Here is a 21,378-nt window from a genome sequence, read left to right as displayed (position 1 = left end):
GTCGCGCCCCCGGCCGCGGGTCGGGGGCGGGCGCGGGTCAGGTCGTCGCCGACCGCTCGCGCTCGTCCTCGACCCGCGGCGCGGAGCGCACGAGCCGCAGGAACGTCACGAAGCCGACGCCCCCGACGATGTTGCCGAACGAGGCCCACAGGACCGCGACGACGACGTCACCGAACGCGATGTCCGAGCCGGCGATGGCGGCGCCGATGACGAGGATCCCGTCGAGCACGGCGTGGAAGAGCTCGGCGCCGACGAGCACGGCGCTGAACAGCAGCGCGGGGACGATCCGGATGCCCATGCTGTCGGTGCCGTGCTGCATCCGGGTCATGAGCGTGATGACGAGGCCGGCGAGCACGGCGAGCATGAAGCTGCGCAGGCTGACCCCGAGCTCGGCGTAGTGCTCGCCCGTCTCCCGCGTGACCTCGGCGAGGTCGGGCCGGGCCACGAGGATGACCCAGATGACGAGCGCGCCCCCCGCGATGTTCGTCAGGAGCGTGACGACCCACAGGCGCAGCAGCCGGCCCCAGTTGCCCTTCTCGGCGACGGCCGTGGTCACGGGCACGAGGAAGTTCTCGGTGAACAGCTCGCTGCGCGCGAGGAGCAGCGCCACGAACCCGACCGAGAACGCGAGCGCGGCGAGCAGCTGGCTGTCCGTCTCGTGCTTGACGACGAGGTAGGCGAGGATGCCGACGCCGACGTCGATGCCGCCGAGCAGACCGGTCGGCAGCAACGTCCAGATCGGTCGCTCCAGCCGGTCGCGCCCCTCCTCGAGCAGTCGCTCGAAGGCCTCGTCGATCTCCTCGTCGGGCTGCTCCTCGGCGGTGTCCACGACCGGAACCTACCGCCCCCCGTCCCCGCCGACGACCCCGCGAACGTGTGTGAAACCGCCGGGGAAGCCCGGCGAGCCCACACGCGTTCGCGGCACGGGCGTGGGCGTCGGAGAGGGCGGGGAGTCAGAGCGGGAGGAGACCGTCCGTCCGTGCGCCGAGGAGCCCGCTCCACTGGCACCCGGTCCAGAGCTCCAGCCGGGCGGGGTCACGGGGCGAGGTGTACCAGCCGGCCGGGTGCGGTGTCGGCAGGGGAGCGGCCCGGACCTCCCCGGACGGTCGGAGGTACCAGAGGCCCGAGAGGTCCCAGACGACGGAGCGTCCGCGCTTGGGGCCGTTGCGGAGCCACCACGAGGCCGTCCGCGGTCGCGACGTCGTGTAGCCGAGCTCGATCTCGGCGACGAGCGAGCGTCCCCACCGCCGCAGGAGCAGCAGGACGCCGGCGGCCGCCAGGACCATCGACGCCATCCCGACCGCGGTGCCGGCCGCCGGGGCGAGGGACCGGGTGGCCGCGGGCAGCCCGAGGATGCCCCCGGCGAAGAACGCGACGACCCCGAGCGCGACGTGGCGCAGGGTCCTCGCGGAGGCCGGTTGCACGGTGACGGCCGGCGGCGTCGTCGGGACGTGCGGCGGCCGGGTGCGGTGCAGGGTGCTCGCGGGCTGTGGCGTGGTGGACGGCATCGACGACGGGCCGGGGGCGCTGGTCACGCGCGCCAGCATCGTCGGACGACCGCGAGCTCCGCAGCCGCTCCGGCTCCGACCGTCCGTTCGACCGACCCCGAGCCCCGCTCCTCTCCGCGAACGCGTGTGGAACCGCCGGGCAAGCCCGGCGGTTCCACACACGTTCGGGGGAGAGAGAGGGGGGAGTGGCGGGTCAGCGGGGGGCGGCGTCGACGCGGTAGTCGATGGGGGTGCAGCGGCCGTTGTTCGACTTCTCCGCCGAGCAGGCGGTGACGGCAGCGACGAGCGGCTCGCGCGCCTCGATGGTGAAACGGTCGCCCGGACGGGTCGGCGGCGGGTCGATGTGCAGCTCGCCGCGCTCGTCGGTCCAGACGTCCATGAACACGTTGAGCGTCACCCCGACCCGGTCCGCGTCGACGCCGTACGGCTCGAGGGCGCCGACGATGTTCGCGAAGCAGCTGGGGTGCGGGGCGCCGTCGAGCTCGGGGTAGAGGACGTCGAAGGTCGCCTGGCTGCACGGGGTGAGGGTGAGGTCGTGGACCCCGACCGTGTCGTCGACGACCTCGGCGAGGATGCCCGAGCGGTTGCTCCAGAGCATCGAGCCGGTCGAGACGTAGATGCTGTTGCCGAAGTCCGTCGTCCGGCCGGACGAGAACTGCTCCGCGACGTCGTCGGACCGCACGAGGTAGAGGTCGCTCACCTGCTCGCCACACGGGTCGAGGAGGGTCAGCCGGTCACCGGGGGCGAGCTCGACGGCCACGCCGGTCTGCGGGCCGATGCGGTGCCACCCGTCCGCGGCGCCGTCGACCCCGCCGGCGTACGGCGGCGGCGCGGAGGCACGGGGGAAGCGGGTGCGGGCGGGGTTCATGCGGGCTCCTCGACGGGGGCGGGGTGCGGGGTGGAGTGCGGGGCGAAGGGCGGGGTCCAGTCGGCGGGCACGGCGCGGCCGGAGTACTGGCGGGCCTCGGACGCCGCCCCGTGGTCGGCGACCATCGGGTTGACGCCACCCTGGAGGTCGGTGTCCCGACGACGGATGGTGTCACGCATCCGCTGGTAGCGGCCGTCGGCCCGTAGGCGCTCGAACTGGTCGTGCAGGTTGAAGACGAGGGTCGGAAGGGGCGCGCGCCGCGCGATGCGGGAGGCGCCGGGGTGCAGGCCGACGACGAAGAACGGCGTGCCGCCGTGGCTGAAGGCGAAGTGCGGGTCACCGGGGTCGGCCGCGACGTGGCCGGGCCACGGCCGGTCGTCGTGGGCGTGCAGGTGGCGCAGGGCCGCCCACAGCTGCTCCTCGAAGCCGCGCTCGTCGGCCCGCGGGCCCCGGAAGCAGGCGACGAACGAGACGAGGTCGCCGTCGGGGTCGGCTCCGGCCGCGAACGACCGCAGCCGCTGGCCCAGCTCGTCGAGCGACCCGCCGGGCCGGTCGTCGGTCAGGTCGTCGAGGACGTGCGGAGTGACGGCATCCCGACGGAACACCGACCGGGCTCCCAGACAGGGGTACTCGGGGTGGGCGACCATCTCGGCGAGGGCGTCGACGACGGCGGTGTCCGGGGCGGTGGCGAGCTCGTCGGCGCGCGAGGGATCGAGCAGCCCCGGCGGGGGCGCCGGGGGAGGGGTGGGGGACGGCGAGGATGCGGTGTGGCTCACCCGCGGCCGGTACCCCGTCCGTCCCCGGTCATGCGTCAGCGCCCCGGACGTGCAGGAGCCGGCCCTGCCGCAGGGGGTGCAGAGCCGGCTCCGGTTCGGGGGTGCGTCAGGCGCGGTAGCCGGTGGGCTCGTCGCCGAGGTCGATGATCGCCGCGACCGGGCCGCCGCCCTCGGGGCCCTGGTGGGCGGCCGAGACGGAGACGAACACGGCCGGGTCGCCGGTGACCGACGCGGTGACGCCGCCGACGCAGGACTTGATCTGGCGGTGCCAGTGCACGTCCGAGTCGTCGAGCATCGCGTTGCGGCGGCCCTGGACGGTGCCGTCCTGGCTCGCCTCGCACTTGAGGAAGACGTTGACGAGGCGGCCACCGAGGTCGCTGCGGTGCGGGCGCTCGGGCAGGTCGAGCCCGGCGTCCTTGATCGCGGCCCAGATGCCGTCCTGGTCGAGCGCGTCGTTCATCACCGAGTGGCCGATGCGGTAGCGACCGCCGACCCCGCGGGCGTTGCCGACGACGACGACCTGCGCCTGGTCGAGCTCGACGCCCGAGGAGCACGACGCGACCGAGGAGTACAGGTCGCGGTTGTGCATGACGTCGGCGTCGGTCGGCATCTCGATCTCGCCGAGGGCGACGGCGATGCCGAGCGCGGTGCAGCCGTTGGAGAGGTCCATCGACTCGTGCGTGTGCTCGGTCCACACCTTCTGGCCACGGGACTTCGCGTCGCGGATCGTGTGGATGGTGAGCAGCGGCGTCTTCGTCTGGACGTAGTGGACGTCGGCCGGGTCGGTGATGCCGGCCCGCTCCATCGCGACCTTGACCGCGGCGGCGACCTTCTCGACCATCGGCAGGTAGCCGATCTCCTCGGGGGCCAGCTGCTCGCTCATCGCGAAGCCGACGGTGAGGCGCGGCTCGTCGGTCTGCGGCGCCTGCTCGGCGGGGACGGTCGCGAAGACGGTGGCGTGGGGGCTGATGACGCCGTCGGTGCCGCCCGACCAGACGATCGGGATCTCCTTGACCTTGGCCGGGTCGGCGCCCTTCTCGACGAGGATCTCGCGGAAGGCGCGGTCGGCGATGATGCGCGTGTAGTCGTTGACCCCGCCGTTGCCCTCGGTCTTCCCGATGACGGCGATGACGCGGTCGGCCTCCATGACGCCGGCGTCGATGAGCTTGCCGAGCTCGGAGGCGTCGGAGACGGTGTGCAGCGGGACCTTGCGGACCTCGATGGCGTCGGGCACGGGATGTTCCTCTCAGTCGGGTTCGACGACGGTGCCGAAGCCGCCGTCGACGGCATCGGTGATGTGGGTGAGCGAGGTGATGACGCCGCGCGGTCCTCCGGCGGCGACGAAGCGCGAGACGGCCTCGACCTTGGGGCCCATCGAGCCGGACGCGAACTCGCCGGTGGCGGCGAGGTCGTGCAGCTCGGAGAGGGTGACCCGGCCGAGGTCGCGCTGCTGCGGGGTGCCGAAGCCGACCGCGGCGTGGTCGACGTCGGTGGCGATGACGAGCACGTCGGCGCCGAGCGAGCGGGCGAGCAGCGCGGCGGTGAGGTCCTTGTCGATGACGGCCTCGACGCCGCGCAGGGTGCCGTCGGCGTCGCGGACGACGGGGATGCCGCCGCCGCCGGCCGTGACGACGACGTAGCCGGCGTCGAGGAGCGTGCGGGCGGCCGGGACGTCGAGGACCTCGAGCGGCTCGGGGCTGGCGACGACCCGCCGCCAGCCGCGCTCGCCGCGGTCCTCCCAGACCTGGCCGTGCTCGACCATCCGCTGGGCGGCCTCGGCGTCGACGTAGCGGCCGACCGGCTTCGTGGGGTGCGTGAAGCCGGGGTCCTCACGGTCGACGAGCGTGCGGGTGACGAGGGCCGCGACCGGCCGCGGCGTGCCGGCGGCGGCGAGGGCGGCGTCGAGCGCGTCGAGGATCGTGAAGCCGAGGGTTCCCTGCGTCTGGGCGCCGCACCAGTCCAGCGGCACCGGCGGGACGACGTGCGCGGCGAGCTCGTTCTTGACGAGCAGGTTGCCGACCTGCGGGCCGTTGCCGTGCGTGACGACGACCTCGTGGCCGGCCGCGACGAGGCGGGCGGCGGCGCCCATCGCCTCGGTCACCGCGGCGATCTGCGCGGCGGGGGTCGCGCTGCCGTCGGGGCCGGTCATCGCGTTGCCGCCGAGGGCCAGGAGGACCCGCATCCGTCACCTCGCTCCCTGATCCGCCGGACGGGGTGCCCGGGAGACCGACCCTAGGGAGCCGGGACGCGGCCCCGCGTTGGCAGGTTCTGCCCAAGGGCGGGCCGGGCGTTGGCAGTCCGACGTCGACCGCCGGTGTCTCGTCCTTCGACATCTCGCGGGGCCGGTGGTGGCCGCGGGGCGCGCGTGGTCCACGCTGTGTCCATGACCGACCGGACGTCCGACCGCACCTGGCTCGTCGCCCTCGCCGCCTCGCTCTGGGGCCTGTCCTCGCTGTGGCGCGGACCGCTCGCCGCGGAGTACCCCGCCCTCGCCGTCGTCCTGTGGGAGCACCTCGTCCTCGTCGTGCTCACCCTGCCGTGGCTCGTGCCCGCGCTGCGGCGGCTGCGGACGACGTCCCTGCGCACGAAGGTGAGCGTCGTCGTCATCGGCGCCGGATCGTCGGCGCTCGCGACGACCCTGTTCACGGCGGCCTTCCGCACCGGCGACCCGATCACGCCGCAGGTGCTCCAGAAGCTCCAGCCGCTCATCGCCATCGCGCTCGCGGCGCTGCTGCTCGGCGAGCGGCTGCGCCCGGTCTACGCGGTGTTCGCCGTGCCGGCGCTCGTCGGGGCCTGGCTGCTGGCCTTCCCCGACCCGCTGGCCGTCAGCGTCTCGAGCGCCACGGCGGCGCTGCTGGCCGTCGGCGCCGCGGCGCTGTGGGCGGCGGGGACGGTGCTCGGGCGCGCGGCGTCCGCCGAGCTGCGCTTCTCGGACCTCACGGCGCTGCGCTTCGCCTTCGGCCTCGTGACGCTCGCAGTGACGGCCGGGCTGACCGGCACGCCGGTGCTGCTCGGCTCCGACGCGGTCGTCAACATCCTCCTGCTGGCCCTCGTGCCGGGCCTGCTCGCGCTCGTCCTGTACTACCGCGCGCTCGGGCGCACGCCGGCGTCGCGGGCGACCCTCGCCGAGCTGGCCTTCCCGCTGTCGGCGGCGCTCGTCGGCGTCGTGTGGCTCGGGGCGAGCCCGAGCGCGACGCAGTGGCTCGGCTTCGCGGTCGTGCTGGTGTCCGTCGTCGGGCTGGCGCTCAACGAGCAGCATGCGCGGCGGCCCTCCGTCGTCGCGCCCGAGCGCGCCGAGGACGCCCTCCCCGTCGCCTGACCCCCCCGGGTTTTCCCGACTTCTTGCGAGTTCCGCCGCTCGACACGCCGCTGACGCGGCGCGTCGGCGGCGGAACTCGCAATCAGTGGGGGACGGGGGTCAGAGGGCGCGCCAGCGGTCGTGACGGGCGGTGAGCCGGGCCGCGTCGTCGAGCGCCGCGAGCTCGGCCAGCTCGTGGCGGACGGCCTGCGCGAGCCGGCGGCAGAACGCCTCCGGCTCGTCGGCGGCGTCGGGGTGCTCGGCCACGACCCGGTCGACGATGCCCGCGCGCAGCAGGTCGAGCGAGCGCACGCGCTGCTGGTCGGCGAGCTCGGGGGCACGCTCGGTCGTGCGGTGGAGGATGGCCGAGGCACCCTCCGGCGGCAGCGGCGAGAGCCAGGAGTGCTGCGCCGCGAGCACACGGTCGGCGGGCATCAGCGCGAGCGCCCCGCCCCCGGTTCCCTGGCCGAGCAGGACGCAGACCGTCGGCACGGGCAGCGTGACGAGCTCGGCGATGCACCGCGCGATCTCGCCGGCCATGCCACCCTCCTCGGCGGCCTTCGACAGGGCGGCTCCCGCGGTGTCGATGAGGCTGACCAGCGGCAGCCCGAGCTCGGTCGCGAGCTTCATCCCGCGCCGGGCCACCCGCAGCCCGGACGGCCCGAGCGGCGCCTCGAGCGCCTCGGCCCGGCGGTCCTGGCCGAGGACGACGCACGTCGCGCCGTCGAAGCGGGCGAGCGCGAGGAAGAGACTGCGGTCCCACTCGCCGGCGCCGGTGCCGAACAGCGGCAGGACGTCGGACGCGCCGAGCCGCAGCAGGGCGCGGATGCCCGGCCGCTCCGGGCGGCGGGAGCGCGTGACGGAGTCCCAGGCCGGGACGTCGGCGAGCGGTTCCTTCGGCACGTCGGGCACCGGGGTCAGCTCGCGCGGCGCCGCGAGGATGTCGAGGAAGCGGCCGGCGATCTCGGTCAGCGCCTCGACGGGCAGCACGGCGTCGAGCAGGCCGTGGGCGTAGAGGTTCTCGGCGACCTGCACGTCCTGGGGGAAGGGCTCGCCGTACAGCGCCTCGTAGACGCGCGCGCCGAGGAAGCCGATGGTCGCCCCCGGCTCGGCGACGGTCACGTGGCCGAGCGACCCCCACGACGCGAGGACGCCACCGGTCGTCGGGTGCCGCAGGTAGGTGATGTATGGCAGCCGGGCGGCCTTGAACGCGGCGACGGCGCCGCTGATCTTCACCATCGTCACGAAGGCCGGCGTGCCCTCCTGCATCCGCGTGCCGCCGGACGAGGGCGCGGCGAACAGGGGCAGCCGCTCGGCGGTCGCGCGCTCGAAGGCAGCGGTCACGCGCTCGGCGGCGGCCCGGCCGATCGAGCCGGCGAGGAAGCGGAACTCGCCGACGACGACGGCGACCCGGTGCCCGCCGATGCGCCCCTCGCCGGTGACGATGGACTCGTCGGTGCCGGCGCGCTCGGCCGCGGCGGCCAGCTCGACGGCGTACTCGCTACCGGGCTCCGCGACCCTCAGGGGCGCCTCGTCCCACGAGGTGAAGCTGCCCGCGTCGAGCACGGCGTCGAGCAGCTCGTGGGCGCCGGGCCGGCGCGCCCGCGCCTCGGCGGTCACGGGCGGCCCCCTTCGGCCGCGTCGGCCGCGTCCGCCTCGTCGAGCCAGGCACGGACCGTGGCGTCGTGCTCGCCGAGACCGGGGGGCGGCTGGTGGGTGTCACGACCGCCGCCGAAGGCGTTGTCGTCGAACCGGATCGGCGGACCGGGCAGCTCGATGCGCCCGAGCACTGGGTGCTCGACGTCGATGACGAGTCCCTGCGAGCGGGTCTGCTCCCAGTCGTAGACCTCGTCGATGGAGCGCACCTTGCCCGACGGGATGCCGAGCTCGGCGAGCCGGGACAGCAGCTCCTCGGCGCGCCACGACGCGAAGGCGGCGTCGATGACCTCGACGAGGTGAGCGCGGTTGCCGACACGGGCGGAGTTGGTGGCGAGCAGGGGGTCGGCGGGGTCGATGTCGAACGCCTCCGCGAAGCGCACCCAGAGGCCCTGCGAGCCGACGGCCACCTGCACCGGGCCGTCGCTCGCGTGGAAGAGACCGTACGGCGCGAGCGACGGGTGGTGGTTGCCCTGCGCCCGACCGACCTGTCCCGCAACGGTGTACGCGGTGCCCTGAAAGGCGTGCACTCCGACGACCGAGGCGAGCAGCGAGGTGCGCACGACGCGCCCGCGGCCGGTCAGCTCACGCTCGCGCAGGGCGGTGGCCACGCCGAAGGCGCCGTGCAGCCCGGCCAGCAGGTCGCCGATCGGCACGCCGACGCGCTGCGGCTCGTCGGGCCCGGTGCCGGTCACCGACATCAGGCCGGCCTCGCCCTGGGCGATCTGGTCGTAACCGGGGCGGCCGCCCTCGGGTCCGTCGTGGCCGAACCCGCTGATGGCGAGGACGACCAGCCCGGGGTTGAGCTCGTGGAGGCGCTCGACGTCGAACCCGAGCCGGTCGAGGACACCCGGGCGGAAGTTCTCGATGAGCACGTCGGCGTGGCGCACGAGGCGGGTCAGCGTCTCGCGGCCGTCGTCGGACTTGAGGTCGAGGACGATCGACTCCTTGTTGCGGTTGCACGAGAGGAAGTACGTCGACACCGGGTCGTCCTCGGGGCCGACGAAGGGCGGTCCCCATCCGCGGGTGTCGTCACCGGTCGGGGACTCGACCTTGACGACGCGGGCGCCCATGTCGCCGAGGAGCATCGCAGCGTGGGGGCCGGCGAGGGCGCGCGAGAGGTCGACGACGGTGATGCCGTCCAGCGGTCCGGTCACGGGTGGGGCTCCTCGGTGCTCGGGGCGGTGCGCCGACGGGGTGGGGCGCCGGCGTCTCGTCAACCTAGCCGCCGGGAGGAGGGCGCCCATCGTCGTCCCGAGCCCGTGAACCGGCCGATCCGCTGGCACCTTCTGCCAGTCCGGCGGTCGGCGGACCCGCGCGCTGACGAAGACTTGACCAAGACTTGGTCTCTCACAGGTTCTTCTCAGGGGCTCCAGCGGGTTGGGTGGACGGCACGCGACGGGGCCGGGGCAGGGGCCGTCGTCCGCCGGGACCCGGTGGACCGCGGAGCCCGGTGCTTCCCGTGGCGACCCCCCACCGAGGAGCATCCGGATGAGACGCAGGAACCCAGCGACCCGCGCGGTCGCGACCGGCCTGACCGCCGCCGTCGCGCTGAGCCTGGCGGTGACCGCCCAGCAGGCGGCCGCCGCCGAGGAGGCGCCGGCCGACATCGTGTCGACCCCGCCCGGCGAGCGCGACCACGACCACGGCCTGCCCGACCTCGACACGCGGACCGGCTCGGCCGCGCCGTCGTCGGCGCAGCGCTCGTCGGCGCAGCGCTCGACCGACACCGGGCGCGCATCGGGTGCGAAGTCGGTGACCTGGAACCGGTTCGGTGCGCCGGCCAGCTACGTGCTCGACGGCACGTCACCGGTCGCGCGCGGACTCGCCAAGGACCCCGAGACCGCGGCCCGCGACTTCCTCGCCGGCGAGCGGGCGGCCTTCGGGCTGACGAGCGACCAGCTGGACGACGTCGAGCTCGTCGGCACCAACCGCATCGGCGACGCCACCGTCGTCCTGCTGCGGCAGACCTTCGGCGGTGTCTCCGCGGGCCTCGACGGCATGGTCGCCGTGGCGGTCCAGAACGGGTCGGTCCGCTACGTCAGCTCGACCTTCACCCCCGACGCCGCGGCCCCGGCCGCCGCGAAGGTCTCGGAGAAGGACGCCGTCGCCGCGGCGGCCCGCAGCGTCGGCGCCGACGCCGGGTCGCTCGTCTCGCAGCGCACCGAGGAGGTCGCGGTCCCCGTGCCCGGCAAGGACCCCCGGCGCGCGTTCCGGGTCGAGATGGTCGTCGACGCCGAGACCGCGTACAGCATCCACGTCGATGCCGTGACCGGGAAGGTCATCGCCCGCGAGAACCTCGTCGACGCCGACAGCGACAACCCGCGCTGGAAGGTCTTCACCGGCACGCCGCTGACCGACCGCTCCTCCACCGACACCCGCAGCACCTTCTGCTGGGTCGCCGCCGAGGGGTGCGACGAGGTCGTCGCGAGCCCGGCCTCCCCGAAGGCGTGGGACCTCGACCCCTCGACGGACATCAGCACGTTCACGACGAACGGCAACAACGCGCTGACCTACGAGCAGTGGCGCACGACGCCCGGCCTCACGGCGACCCCGAAGGCCGACCGCAACTACGTCTACGACTGGACCAACGTCTGGCAGACGAGCAAGTGCGACCCCGCCGCGTACTCCAGCCCGACCCGCAACGACATCGACGCGGCGACGGCCAACCTCTTCGCGATGCACAACCGGATGCACGACTGGTCCTACCGGCTGGGCTTCACCGAGTCGGCGTGGAACCTCCAGCGCGACAACTACGGCAAGGGCGGCACGGGCGGTGACCCGGAGGTCGGGCGCGCCCAGTCCGGGGCCCAGGTCGGCCTGCGCAACAACGCGAACCAGCTGACCCTCGGCGACGGCGGCACCGTGTACTCGAACATGTACATGTGGCAGCCGGTCGCGGGCTCGTTCTATGCCCCGTGCGTCGACGGCTCGTTCGACATGTCGGTCATCGGCCACGAGTACGGCCACGCCATCAGCAACCGGATGGCGGGCGGCCCCGTCCAGGGCCTGTCCGGGCTCCAGGCCGGCGGCATGGGCGAGAGCTGGTCGGACCTCATGGCGATGGAGTACCTGCAGGAGAACGGCTACGCGCCGCTCGGCGGCGAGGCGACCCCGATGGGCGCCTACGTCACCGGCAACCCGCAGCAGGGCATCCGCAACTACAACATGGGGCAGAGCCCGCTCAACTACTCGAACGTCGGCTACGACCTGACCGGTCCGCAGGTGCACGCGGACGGCGAGATCTGGTCCGCGACGAACAACGACATCCGGGCGGCGTTCATCGACCGCTACGGGCTCGGGGACGCCGCGACCCAGAAGGCCTGCGCCGACGGCGAGCGTGCCGCCACGCAGTGCCCGGGCAACCGGCGCTGGATCCAGCTGGTCTTCGACTCGTGGCTGCTCATGCCGAGCGGCGCCGTCTCGATGGTCGACGCCCGCGACCGGATGCTCGCCGCCGACCTCCTGCGCTTCGGCGGGGCCAACCAGGACCTGCTGTGGAACGCCTTCGCCGCCCGCGGCCTCGGACAGGGCGCGACCTCGGCGGGTTCCGGTGACACGCAGCCTGTCCCGAGCTTCGCCTCGGCGTACGCGAAGGACGCGACGCTGCGGTTCAGCCCGACCGACGAGGAGGGACGGCCGGTCGTCGGCGCGAAGCTCTACGTCGGCGAGTACACCGCCCGCTCGCGCCCGGTGGCCGACACCGACCCCGCGACCGCGCTCGGTGACACGTTCTCGATCGCCCCGGGCGAGCGGACGTACACCGCGTGGGCGCAGGGCCACGGGCAGGTCCGGGTCACGCTGACGGCCAGGCCGAACCAGACCCGCAACCTCCCGGTCAAGCTGCGCGACAACCTCGCCAGCACGGCCCGCGGGGCCACCGTGACCGGCGAGGGCGTCAACCTCGGCAAGCTCGTCGACGACGACGAGGGCACGACGGCGACGACGGTCGACCGCCCGACGGCGGCGCAGAAGGCGTTCACCGTCGACCTCGCCGGTGGCCGCCAGGTCGTCCGCCGGGTCCAGGTCAGCTCCCTGCCGGAGCCCGGGGTCGTCGGCCGCTTCCAGGCGATGCGCCAGTTCCAGGTGCTCGCCTGCGACGCCCGCGGCCGGGTCGACTGCTCGCGCGACGCCGACTACCGCCCGGTGTGGACCTCGCCGGCCGACGCGTTCCCCGCCGGGGTCCCGCGGCCGACGGCGCCGGCGCTCAAGATGCGCTCGTTCGACATCCCGCAGACCGCGGCCACCCACCTGCGGTTCGTGGCCGTTGCCAACCAGTGCCAGGGCGGACCGGCGTACGCCGGTGAGCAGGACAACGACCCGGCCAACGCGACCGACTGCGCCACGAACTACAGCGGCGCCGAGAAGGTCGGCATCTCGGAGGTGCAGGTCTTCCGCCGCTGAGGCACCTCCCATCCCCGGAGTCGAGTGCGGAAGTGGTTGCCCTGGGCGCCACTTTCGCACTCGACCGTGTGGGGTCAGGGGGCCGGGGTCAGGACGGGGGGAGCGCGGATGCCGTGCCTGCTGCTGCGAGCGTCTCGGCCCAGGACGTGGGGCGCCGGCCGAGCAGGGCGGTGAGCGCCGCGGGGTCGCCGACCAGACCGTCCTCGTCGTAGGCCGCGAACATCGCCGCCAGCGCCTCCGTGGCCGACGCCGGCAGGCCGGCGCCGGGTCCGGCCGCCCACGCCCCCGGGGTCCCGACGGTGAGCCGTACCGGCCGGCCGAGCACCTGCTCCGCGCGGCCCACCATCTCGCGGGTGGTCAACGCCTCCGGCCCGACGAGGTCGTGCACCTCGCCGTCCCGCGCGGGGTCGAGCAGCGCGGTGGCAGCCACCTCGGCGACGTCGGCGAGCGCGACGGTCGTGAACGGGGTGTCGGCGGAGTAGGGCAGCGCGACGGCGCCGTCGAGCACCTGCGGCAGCAGGTTCTCGTGGTAGGCGGACGGTCGAAGCACGACGAGGGAGCCCGGGACGCGGTGCCGCAGCGCGCGTTCGGCGACCCCCTTGCGCAGGTGGTGCGGCATCCGGACGTCGTCGGGGTGGAGCACCGAGTGGAAGACGAGGTGCCTCAGTCCCGTACGCCGCGCCGCGTCGCCGACGCGCTCGGCGATGCCGACCTCGTCCGGGTGGACGTTGGGCGCCAGGTGGTACGCGGCCGCGCACCCCTGCAGCGCGGCGTCGAGGCCGCGACCGTCCGTCAGGTCCACGGCGACGGGCTCGGTGCCCGCCGGGGCGGACGGCTCGCGGCCCGGTCGCACCGCGGCCCGCACGGCGGCGCCCCGCGAGAGCAGGGCGCCGCACACGGCCCGGCCCGTCTTGCCGGCGGCGCCGACGACGAGGACCGGGCCGGTGGGCATCAGAGCCAGTCGACGTCCGCCGCGCCGGCGCCGCCGGCCAGCTGGGCGTACCCGGGGCCGCGGTCGAAGAACGGCTCCTCGCCGCGGGCGACCCGGCGCTCGGCGCGCAGCGCGTCGGAGGCGGCGACGTCGACGACGGGCTCGTCCTTCGTGCCCGACGCCACGACGCCGTAGTCCTCGCGGGCGCCGTCGAACGACACCTTGCCCCAGCGCAGGTCGCGCTCGACCTCGTCGTAGGGGCGCTCGAGCGGGTCGCCCCAGCCGCCGCCACCGGTGGTCCGGATGCGGATGACCTGGCCGGCCTTGACCGGCTCGGCGTCGGCGAGCGCGTCGACCGTGCGCTCGGTCGGGCCGCCGAGGTCGATCGTCACCTCGAAGGGCCGGCCGGCCTTGCCGCCCTTGACGCCCCAGCAGGCGAGGATCGAGCGATCCGCGATGGACATGAAGTGCGCGTCCTCGAGCATCCGGATCTGCTTCTCGTAGCCGAGGCCGCCGCGGTGGCGCCCGGCGCCACCGGAGTCGACCGCGAGCCCGAGGCGCTCGACGCGGAACGGGAAACGGCTCTCGGTGAACTCGGTCGGGAGGTTGCGGCTGTCCGGGACGACGTGGATGGTGTCCTCGCCGTCGGCGTAGTAGCGGCCGCCCGAGCCGCCGCCGAGCACCTCGCGCATGAGGTAGTCGTTGCCGTCGCGGTCCTTGCCGTAGACGCCGGTGTAGCGGATGGTCTCCTGGTCGGCCGGCATCCGGCCGTCGACCGCCTTGGCGACGACGCCGGCGAGCACGCCGAGCAGGCGCAGGATGACGAAGGTCCGGGCGTTCGTCGGCGCCGGGTAGACCGGCGTCAGCAGGGTCCCCTTCTCCGGGAAGCGCATCTCGATGAGCGGCACGACGCCCTCGTTGACGTCGAGCTCGGCCATCCGCTCGGGGGTGTCGGCGAGGTTGCGCAGGATCGGGGCCAGCCACTTCTTGAGGAAGTTGCCGCCGACGTAGTCGCCGCAGTGGTTGATCGGACCCTTCGCCTGGGCGCTCGTCCCGGTGAAGTCGATGATGAGCCGCGGCCCGCCGTCACCGGGGCCGGGGCCGCCGGTGCTGGTCTTGGTCAGCGTGATCCGCTGCGTGTGCAGCATCGGCTCGTCGACGCCGTCGTGCTCGGCGTAGTCCTCCCAGACGTACGAGCCGTCGGGGATCTTGTCGAGGATCTCGCGGCGGTAGGTCTCGGTCGTCGCGTCGAGGATGGCGTCGAACGCGGCCTCGACCGTCTCGCGGCCGTAGCGGGTGAACAGCTCGCCGAGGCGGCGCGCGCCCATGAGGCAGGCCGAGCACTCGGCGTCGAGGTCGGCCGCGAGGCTGTCGGGCATCCGGCTGTTGCGGGTCATGATCCGCAGCGCCGCCTTGTTCGGGACTCCGCTGTCCCACAGCTTGATCGGCGGGACGGAGAGGCCCTCCTCGAACACGCTCTGGGCGCCGCTGGGCATCGACCCGGGGCAGGCGCCGCCGATGTCGTCGTGGTGGCCGAAGGCCTGGACGAACGCGACGACCTCACCCTCGTGGAAGACGGGGACGGTGACGCAGAGGTCGGGCAGGTGGCCGATGCCGCCCTCCGACTCGTAGACGTCGTTGTGGAAGAAGACGTCGCCCTCGTGCATCTCGTCCAGCGGGAAGTCGCGCACGATCGGGTGCACGAGAGCCGAGTACGAGCGGCCGGTCAGCTTGCGCAGCTGACGGTCGTGGATGCCGGCGCGGAAGTCGTGCGCGTCGCGGATCATGGGGGAGCGCGAGGTGCGCGCGATGGCGGTCTCGACCTCCATCTCGACGCTGGCCAGCGTGCCCTGGACGATCTCGACGAGCACCGGGTCGACGGCGCTGCCCTCGGGGGTGAGGCGGCCGCCGTGCTCGTACGCGGTCGGCAGGCCACCGGGGTTGACCGGCTCGCTGGCGAGGTAGGCCTCGAGGTCGACGAGCGGGTCGGGGGTGGTGGGGACGGCGGTCATCGGGTCGCCTCCTGGGTGATGACGAGGTTGCCCCAGGTGTCGACGCGGACGGCGAAGCCGGGGTGGACGGGGACGGTCGAGCCGAACTCCTCGACGATGGCCGGGCCGCTGAAGGAGTCACCGGCCCGCAGGTCGGGTCGCCACAGCACCGGGGTGTCGACGTAGCCGGCGGCGGGGTCGAAGCAGACCGGGCGGACCGAGCGCTGCGCGGGCAGCCCGTCCGTGACCTCGGACGACCCTTCGCGGTCGGGGAGCGGCCGCAGCTCGGGACGGGTGATCGGCCCGACACCGGTGACGCGCAGGTTGACCCACTCGACGTGCTGGGTCGGGTCGTCCCGGAAGTCGTAGCCGTAGAGCTGCCGGTGCTCGTCGTGGAAGCGCGTCGCGACCTCGTCGGCCCACGCCTCGTCGACCGGCCCGGGGCCGGCCGGCACGCGCACCTCGTAGGCCTGCCCGAAGTAGCGCAGGTCGGCGGTGCGGACGAACTCGTGCTGCTCGGGCGCGAAGCCCTCGGCCGTCAGCGCCGTGGCGCCCTTGGCCGTCAGCGAGTCGAGGACCGCGGCGACGGACGAGAGGTCGATGCCCTCGTGGCGCGTCACGTGCGTCTGGACGTAGTCGTTGCGGACGTCGACGGTCAGCAGGCCGAACGCGCTGAGGTTGCCCGGGTTCTGCGGGACGACGGCGCCGGCGAGGTCGAGCACGTCGACGAGCCGGCACGCGAGGAGCGAGCCCGAGCCGCCGAAGGTCGTCAGCATGAAGTCGCGCACGTCGAGGCCGCGCTTGACCGACACCTGGCGCAGGGCGTTGGCCTGGTTCCACGCGGAGATCTCGAGGATGCCCGTCGCGCAGGTCTCGAGGTCGAGCCCGAGCTTGCCGGCGAGGTCGACCAGGCCCGCGCGGGCGGCGTCGACGTCGAGGGGGATCTCGCCGCCGAGCAGGTGCGGGGGGATGCGGCCGAGGACGACGTGCGCGTCGGTGATCGTCGGCTCGGTGCCGCCACGGCCGTAGCAGAGCGGCCCGGGGTCGGCGCCGGCCGAGTGGGGGCCGACCTTGAGCGTGCCTTCCGGCGAGACCCAGGCCACCGAGCCGCCGCCCGCGCCGACGGTGACGACGTCGATCATCGGGATCTTGCTCGGGTAGGCCCCGACCGAGCCCTCGGTGGTCAGGGTCGGCTCGCCGTCGAGGACGACCGAGACGTCGGTCGAGGTGCCGCCGCCGTCGCAGGTGAGGACCTTGTGGAAGCCGGCCTTCTCGGCGATCAGCGCGGCGCCGAGCGCGCCGGCGGCCGGGCCCGACAGGACCGTCGTGATCGGCTGGTGCACGACCTCGTCGGCCGAGAGCACGCCGCCGTTGGACTTCATGACATAGAACGGCACGGGGCGTCCGCCGGTGAACCCGTCGAGGCGCTCGTGGATGTTGGTCACGTAGCGGCTGACGTTCGGCTTGACCGCGGCGTCGACGAGCGTCGTCATCGCCCGCTCGTACTCGCGGTACTCGCGCAGCACCTCGCTGCTGATGGAGACGACGGCCTCGGGGTGCTCGCGGCGCAGGACCTCGCGCATCGCGAGCTCGTGCTCGTCGTTGGCGTAGGCGTGCAGGAAGCAGACGCCGATCGTCGTGATGCCGCGGTCGCGGAAGAAGCGGGCGGCGGCGACGGCGTCGTCCTCCGAGAAGGGCCGCACCTCGGCGCCGGTGACGTCGAGGCGGCCGCCGACCGTGCGGACGGCGTCGGCCGGGACGATGCGCGGCGGCTTGACCCAGAAGTAGGAGTTGCCGTAGCCGTCGGGGACGGCCTGGCGGGCGATCTCGAGCATGAACTCGTAGCCCTCGGTGGTGATGAACCCGAGCCGCTCGACCTTGCCCTCGAGGAGCTTGTTCGTCGCGACCGTCGTGCCGTGCGAGACGGCGGTGAGGTCGTGGCCCGAGGCGCCCATGACGCCGAGGATCTTCTCGATGCCGGCGATGAAGCCGTCGGCGGGGTTCGAGGGGGTGCTCGGGGTCTTGGTCGTCACGACCTCCCCGGAGTCCTCGTCCACGGCGACGACGTCGGTGAACGTGCCCCCGGTGTCGATGCCCACCCGGATGCGTCTGCGGTGCCCGTCGGTCATGGGCACGATCCAACCCGTCCCGGGGTCGCGCTCGCGTTGGCAGATGCTGCCGACGGAACGCCGATTCGACGGCCAACCTCGCCAGGGGCCCGTGGCTGCTCGCCGCGGTGGTCAGCCGCGGGGGGCGACGACGTCGAGGTCGACGGGGCCGTGAATGCCCGCGACCCTCGCCCGGCTGCTCACCTGCCACCAGGCCCAGCCGTCCGTCGACGGGCGCAGCAGGAGGCGGCGCTCCCAGCGGTCGCGGTCGCGCAGGTCCTCCGGCAGCGGGTAGCGGCTCGTCCAGTCGTCGAGGGCGTAGAGGACGACGCGTCGGCCGGTGCTGCGCTCGACGGCCTCGACGAGGTCGGTCAGGCGCTGGTCGACGACGCTTCGGGGCGGCCGGGCCGAGCAGTTGCCGCTCAGCTCGAGGTCGAGCACCGGTGGAAGGGCGGTGTCGTCGGCGCCCACCTCGCGCAGCCGGGCCAGCATGTTCTCGGCCTGCTCGGGGCCGTCCTTGCAGAGGGTGAAGAAGTGGTACGCCCCGACCTCGAGGCCGGCCTCGCGCGCGCCGGACCAGTTGGCCGCGAAGCGCGGGTCCTCGAACGTCGCGCCCTCGCTGGACTTGAGGTACGCGGCTTCGATGCCGTCCGCGGCGACCGCGTCCCAGTCGACGTCTCCCTGGTGGGCGGAGACGTCGATGCCGTAGCGCTCACCGGCGGCGAGGTCCGGACGGTGGTGGGGGAGCACCCAGCGGTACCCGGCCCAGCCGGCCGCGACGACGAGCGCGAGCGCGACGACGACGCCGGTCGTCCACCGCAGCACCCTCCGCCCCATCCGCGCAGCCTAGGTCCCGGCCGTCCGGGGCCGAGAACCGGTCGGCGGGCGCCACGGGTTCATCGGGGAGGAACAGTGTGCTCTCCCGGCCTCCATGCGGCGCGGAAGGAATCCCTTCCACCCCGCAACCACTCCGTGCACCCGCAAGGGATCCTTTGCCGCGCGGAAGGAAACCCTTGCCGGCTGAAAGGGAAACCATGCTGAGTGGAAGAGAACCCGTGCTGGGTGGAACGGAAACCTTGTCGGGTGACTGCTTCCACGCCGTGCCGCCGCTACCTCGCCCTGCCGTCCCGACCTCGCCCTGCCCTCGCGACCTCGCGGTGCCGCCCTGACCTCGCCGTGCCGCCGTGCCATGGCACCCCGGCGAGGCGACCGGACCGCGGCACGGCGGAGTCGCACCGGCCGCCCGGTCACGACACCCCGGAACGTCCACGAGACCCCGGCTCGGAGCCGGGGTCTCGTGGACTTCTCGGGGTGACCCCGAAATGTGGAGGCGCGGAGGGGTCAGGCGGTCGGGGACGACGCGCTACGCACGACCTCGCCGTCGGTCGCCGCCGCCGTGCCCGACGCCGCCGACGCCGTGAAGCGCTGGAGCAGCGCCTGCAGGTCGACGCCCGTCGTGTTCTCGAGCATCGCCATCGTCTGGGTCAGGTTGTCCGTCACCTGCTTCGGCAGCGCGGCGGCGCCGTCGGTCGAGACGACGGTCAGCTTGTCGATGGCCGCCATCGGGGCCGCGACCTCGCGGGCCACCTGCGGCAGCACCTCGACGAGCATCTGGAGCACCGCCGCCTCGTTGTACCGGGCGAACGCGTCGGCGCGCTTGTTCATCGCCTCGGCCTCGGCCTGACCGGTCGCGAGGATGGCCGACGCCTGCGCCTCGCCCTCCGCGCGCGTGGCCTCGGCCTGCGCGACACGCAGCGCCTTGTCGGCCTCACCGCGGCGCGAGCCCTCGATGGCCTCGGCGTCGGCGAGCGCCGTGCGGCGGGCCTTCTCGGACTCACCGGTGAGGCGCGCCTTCTCGGCGTCGGCCTGAGCGGCGGCGATGCTCGCGGCCTTGCGGGCCTCGGCCTCGGCGATCGCGGCGTTGCGCGAGGCCTCGGCCTCCTGCTCGACGCGGTAGCGCTCGGCGTCCGCCGGCTTGCGGACCTCGGTGTCGAGCTGGCGCTCCTTGAGCGCGGCCTGCCGCACGGCGACCTTCTCCTGCTCGGTGAGGATGGCCTGGTCGCGGTCGGCCTGCGCGAGCGGACCCGCCGCGGCGGCCTGCGCCTGCGCGGCGTCGGTCTCGGCCTTGATCTCGGCCTGCTTGAGCGCCAGCTGCCGCTGGCTGATCGCGATCTCCTGCTCGGCGACGATGCGCGCCTGCTCGGCCGCCTGCCGGGCGTTGGCCTCGGCGATCGCGGCGAGCTGGCCGACCTTGGCCGACTCGGGGCGCCCGAGGTCGGAGAGGTAGGTGCCGTCGTCGGTGATGTCCTGGATCTGGAAGGTGTCGAGGACCAGGCCCTGGCCGGTCAGCGACGACTCGGCCTCGTCGGCGACGCGCTGCGCGAAGGCGGCACGGTCGCGGATGATCTGCTCGACGGTCAGCGAGCCGACGATCGAGCGCAGCGAACCGGCGAGCGTCTCCTGGGTGAAGGTCTCGACCTCGCCCTGCTGCGAGAGGAAGCGCTGCGCCGCGGCGCGGATGGAGTCCTCGTTGCCGCCGACCTTGACGATCGCGACGCCGTCGAGGTTGAGCTTGACGCCCTGGCCCGACACCGCCCCGCGGATCTGGACCATGATGCGGCGGCTCGAGAGGTCGAGGATGTGCAGCCGCTGCACGAAGGGGATGACGAAGATGCCGCCGCCCATGACGACCTTCTGCCCCGAGAGGTCGGTCGAGATCTCGCCGGTCTCGGGGTTGCGCACCTCCTTGCCCTTGCGCCCGGTGACGATGAAGGCCTCGTTCGGCCCCGCCACGCGGTAGCGCGACGCGACGACGAGGCCGCTGAGGACGACGAGGAGGACGAGCCCGAGAACCGCGATGAGCCCGGTCGAGACGTCTAGCCCGAACATGGGTGCCTGGCCTTTCCGGGCGCACTCGGCACCCAGGTCTGTGGGGTGACGACATGGACGCGGCGGACGGCCCCCCGGTTCCGGCCGACGCGTGGGTGCGGGGTGCCGGTCAGTCCGTCCGGCGGGCGACGGTGACGGCGGTGGGGCTGAGGACCCCCGTGACGACGATGGCCGCGCCGCTCGGGAGCGGTTCGGCGGCACGGGCGTTGAGGCGGGTGATGTGACCCGCGGCGACGACGCTGACCATCCCGTAGCCCTCGGCCGGGACGGGCTCGACGACCGTGCCGGTCAGCCCCACGAGGCCGGCCGTGCGCACGGTCGCCTCGTCACCGCCGCGCATGAGGCGGCTGCTGGCCCATCCGGCACCTCCACCGGCGGCGACGCCCGCCAGCACCCCGGCGCCGATGGCCACGCCGCTCGGCGCGCCGGCGTCGAGGACGAGGGCGCCGACGAACCCGAAGGCCGCGAGGAAGCCCGCCACCGCGAGGCCCGAGAGGAAGTCGGGTCCGATGCCGTCGAGGAAGCCGTCGACGAGGTCGCCGAGCACGAGCGAGACGACGAGCAGGAGCAGGCCGACCCCTCCGATGACGAGCATCGTGACCTGCATCCGTCGTGTCCTTCCCGCCCCGGGAGCGCGACGCAGCCGGTGCGCGCCGTCGTGTCCGGCGACCCTACCGGGTGCCGTGGAGCGGCGCCGCGGGTCTCAGATCTTCGTGAGGCGGGTGAAGGGGCTCGTGACCCGGGCCCGCTGGGCGCCGAAGTCGACGAGGACGGCCGCGGACTCGAGGACGATGACCTTGCCGAGCCCGTAGCGGTCGTGCGTGACCCGGTCACCGACGGCGAAGGTCTCGACCGGGGACTCCACCGCCTGGACGAACGGGCTGCGCGCGGAGTAGGTCGTGGGGCCGCTCGGGCGTCGTGAGGTCACGACCCCAGTGTCCCCCGGATC

The 21,378-nt window shown here is 73.9% G+C and carries 17 protein-coding genes; 2 read left to right on the top strand and 15 right to left on the bottom strand.

Features of this window, described 5'->3' with window-relative positions:
* Positions 1–37 precede the first annotated feature (37 nt).
* The 6 genes from J3473_RS14780 to J3473_RS14755 form a co-directional block, all read right to left on the bottom strand.
* Positions 38–829, bottom strand: a complete 792-nt coding sequence (locus tag J3473_RS14780) for a formate/nitrite transporter family protein (RefSeq protein ID WP_207024615.1) — start codon at positions 827–829, stop codon at positions 38–40.
* A 124-nt stretch (positions 830–953) separates the two neighbouring features.
* The gene (locus tag J3473_RS14775; protein WP_207024613.1) at positions 954–1,535 is read right to left on the bottom strand and encodes a hypothetical protein; all 582 of its coding nucleotides are present in this window, start codon (positions 1,533–1,535) and stop codon (positions 954–956) included.
* Between the two features lie 166 nt (positions 1,536–1,701).
* Positions 1,702–2,376 carry an urea carboxylase-associated family protein gene (locus tag J3473_RS14770; RefSeq protein ID WP_207024611.1) on the bottom strand — a complete coding sequence of 225 codons (675 nt, stop codon included), beginning with the start codon at positions 2,374–2,376 and terminating at the stop codon, positions 1,702–1,704.
* Entirely contained in the window at positions 2,373–3,152 is a 780-nt protein-coding gene (gntA, locus tag J3473_RS14765; protein ID WP_207024610.1) for a guanitoxin biosynthesis heme-dependent pre-guanitoxin N-hydroxylase GntA, read from the bottom strand. Before gntA ends, J3473_RS14770 begins: the two co-directional genes overlap by 4 nt.
* 106 nt (positions 3,153–3,258) lie before the next feature.
* Complete coding sequence (locus tag J3473_RS14760; protein ID WP_207024608.1) at positions 3,259–4,386, bottom strand: ring-opening amidohydrolase; 1,128 nt, start codon at positions 4,384–4,386, stop codon at positions 3,259–3,261.
* Positions 4,387–4,398: 12 nt separating this feature from the next.
* Positions 4,399–5,334: a carbamate kinase gene (locus J3473_RS14755; protein WP_207024607.1), complete on the bottom strand. Its 936-nt coding sequence runs from the start codon at positions 5,332–5,334 to the stop codon at positions 4,399–4,401.
* 201 nt (positions 5,335–5,535) lie between these two features.
* Here J3473_RS14755 and J3473_RS14750 point away from each other — a divergent pair, with 201 nt between their 5' ends.
* Positions 5,536–6,471: a DMT family transporter gene (locus J3473_RS14750; RefSeq protein ID WP_242525891.1), complete on the top strand. Its 936-nt coding sequence runs from the start codon at positions 5,536–5,538 to the stop codon at positions 6,469–6,471.
* 99 nt (positions 6,472–6,570) lie between these two features.
* On the opposite strand, the gene J3473_RS14745 is transcribed toward J3473_RS14750, so the two are convergent.
* Together J3473_RS14745 and J3473_RS14740 are read right to left on the bottom strand one after the other, a co-directional pair.
* The gene (locus tag J3473_RS14745; RefSeq protein WP_207024603.1) at positions 6,571–8,070 is read right to left on the bottom strand and encodes a carboxyl transferase domain-containing protein; all 1,500 of its coding nucleotides are present in this window, start codon (positions 8,068–8,070) and stop codon (positions 6,571–6,573) included.
* On the bottom strand, positions 8,067–9,263 hold the full coding sequence (locus tag J3473_RS14740) for a CaiB/BaiF CoA-transferase family protein (protein ID WP_242525890.1): 1,197 nt from the start codon (positions 9,261–9,263) through the stop codon (positions 8,067–8,069). The genes J3473_RS14745 and J3473_RS14740 overlap by 4 nt, the downstream gene beginning before the upstream one ends.
* Before the next feature lie 334 nt (positions 9,264–9,597).
* Between J3473_RS14740 and J3473_RS14735 the strand changes: the two genes are divergently transcribed.
* Positions 9,598–12,510, top strand: coding sequence for a M36 family metallopeptidase (locus J3473_RS14735; protein ID WP_207024600.1), 2,913 nt, complete (start codon positions 9,598–9,600; stop codon positions 12,508–12,510).
* A gap of 88 nt (positions 12,511–12,598) precedes the next feature.
* Here the strand turns inward: J3473_RS14735 and J3473_RS14730 are convergent, their stop codons facing one another.
* From J3473_RS14730 to J3473_RS14700, 7 genes are all read right to left on the bottom strand, one after another.
* A complete protein-coding gene (locus J3473_RS14730; RefSeq protein WP_207024598.1) occupies positions 12,599–13,462 on the bottom strand; it encodes an NmrA family NAD(P)-binding protein in 864 nt (287 codons plus the stop codon).
* Positions 13,462–15,453, bottom strand: a complete 1,992-nt coding sequence (locus J3473_RS14725; protein ID WP_242525889.1) for a hydantoinase B/oxoprolinase family protein — start codon at positions 15,451–15,453, stop codon at positions 13,462–13,464. The genes J3473_RS14730 and J3473_RS14725 overlap by 1 nt, the downstream gene beginning before the upstream one ends.
* Positions 15,450–17,561, bottom strand: coding sequence for a hydantoinase/oxoprolinase family protein (locus J3473_RS14720; RefSeq protein WP_207024596.1), 2,112 nt, complete (start codon positions 17,559–17,561; stop codon positions 15,450–15,452). The genes J3473_RS14725 and J3473_RS14720 overlap by 4 nt, the downstream gene beginning before the upstream one ends.
* Positions 17,562–17,672: 111 nt before the next feature.
* Positions 17,673–18,377: a GH25 family lysozyme gene (locus J3473_RS14715; RefSeq protein WP_207024594.1), complete on the bottom strand. Its 705-nt coding sequence runs from the start codon at positions 18,375–18,377 to the stop codon at positions 17,673–17,675.
* A gap of 504 nt (positions 18,378–18,881) precedes the next feature.
* The gene (locus tag J3473_RS14710) at positions 18,882–20,429 is read right to left on the bottom strand and encodes a flotillin family protein (RefSeq protein WP_207024592.1); all 1,548 of its coding nucleotides are present in this window, start codon (positions 20,427–20,429) and stop codon (positions 18,882–18,884) included.
* Between the two features lie 109 nt (positions 20,430–20,538).
* Positions 20,539–21,036, bottom strand: coding sequence for a hypothetical protein (locus tag J3473_RS14705; protein ID WP_207024590.1), 498 nt, complete (start codon positions 21,034–21,036; stop codon positions 20,539–20,541).
* Between the two features lie 96 nt (positions 21,037–21,132).
* On the bottom strand, positions 21,133–21,357 hold the full coding sequence (locus J3473_RS14700; RefSeq protein ID WP_036830171.1) for a hypothetical protein: 225 nt from the start codon (positions 21,355–21,357) through the stop codon (positions 21,133–21,135).
* Positions 21,358–21,378: the final 21 nt, after the last annotated feature.

Source organism: Phycicoccus sp. DTK01 (assembly GCF_017312765.1).
In the GTDB taxonomy this organism is placed as follows: domain Bacteria; phylum Actinomycetota; class Actinomycetes; order Actinomycetales; family Dermatophilaceae; genus Phycicoccus; species Phycicoccus jejuensis.
The sequence above is the reverse complement of the archived record's forward strand: the minus strand, read 5'-3'. Positions and strand labels throughout refer to the sequence as shown.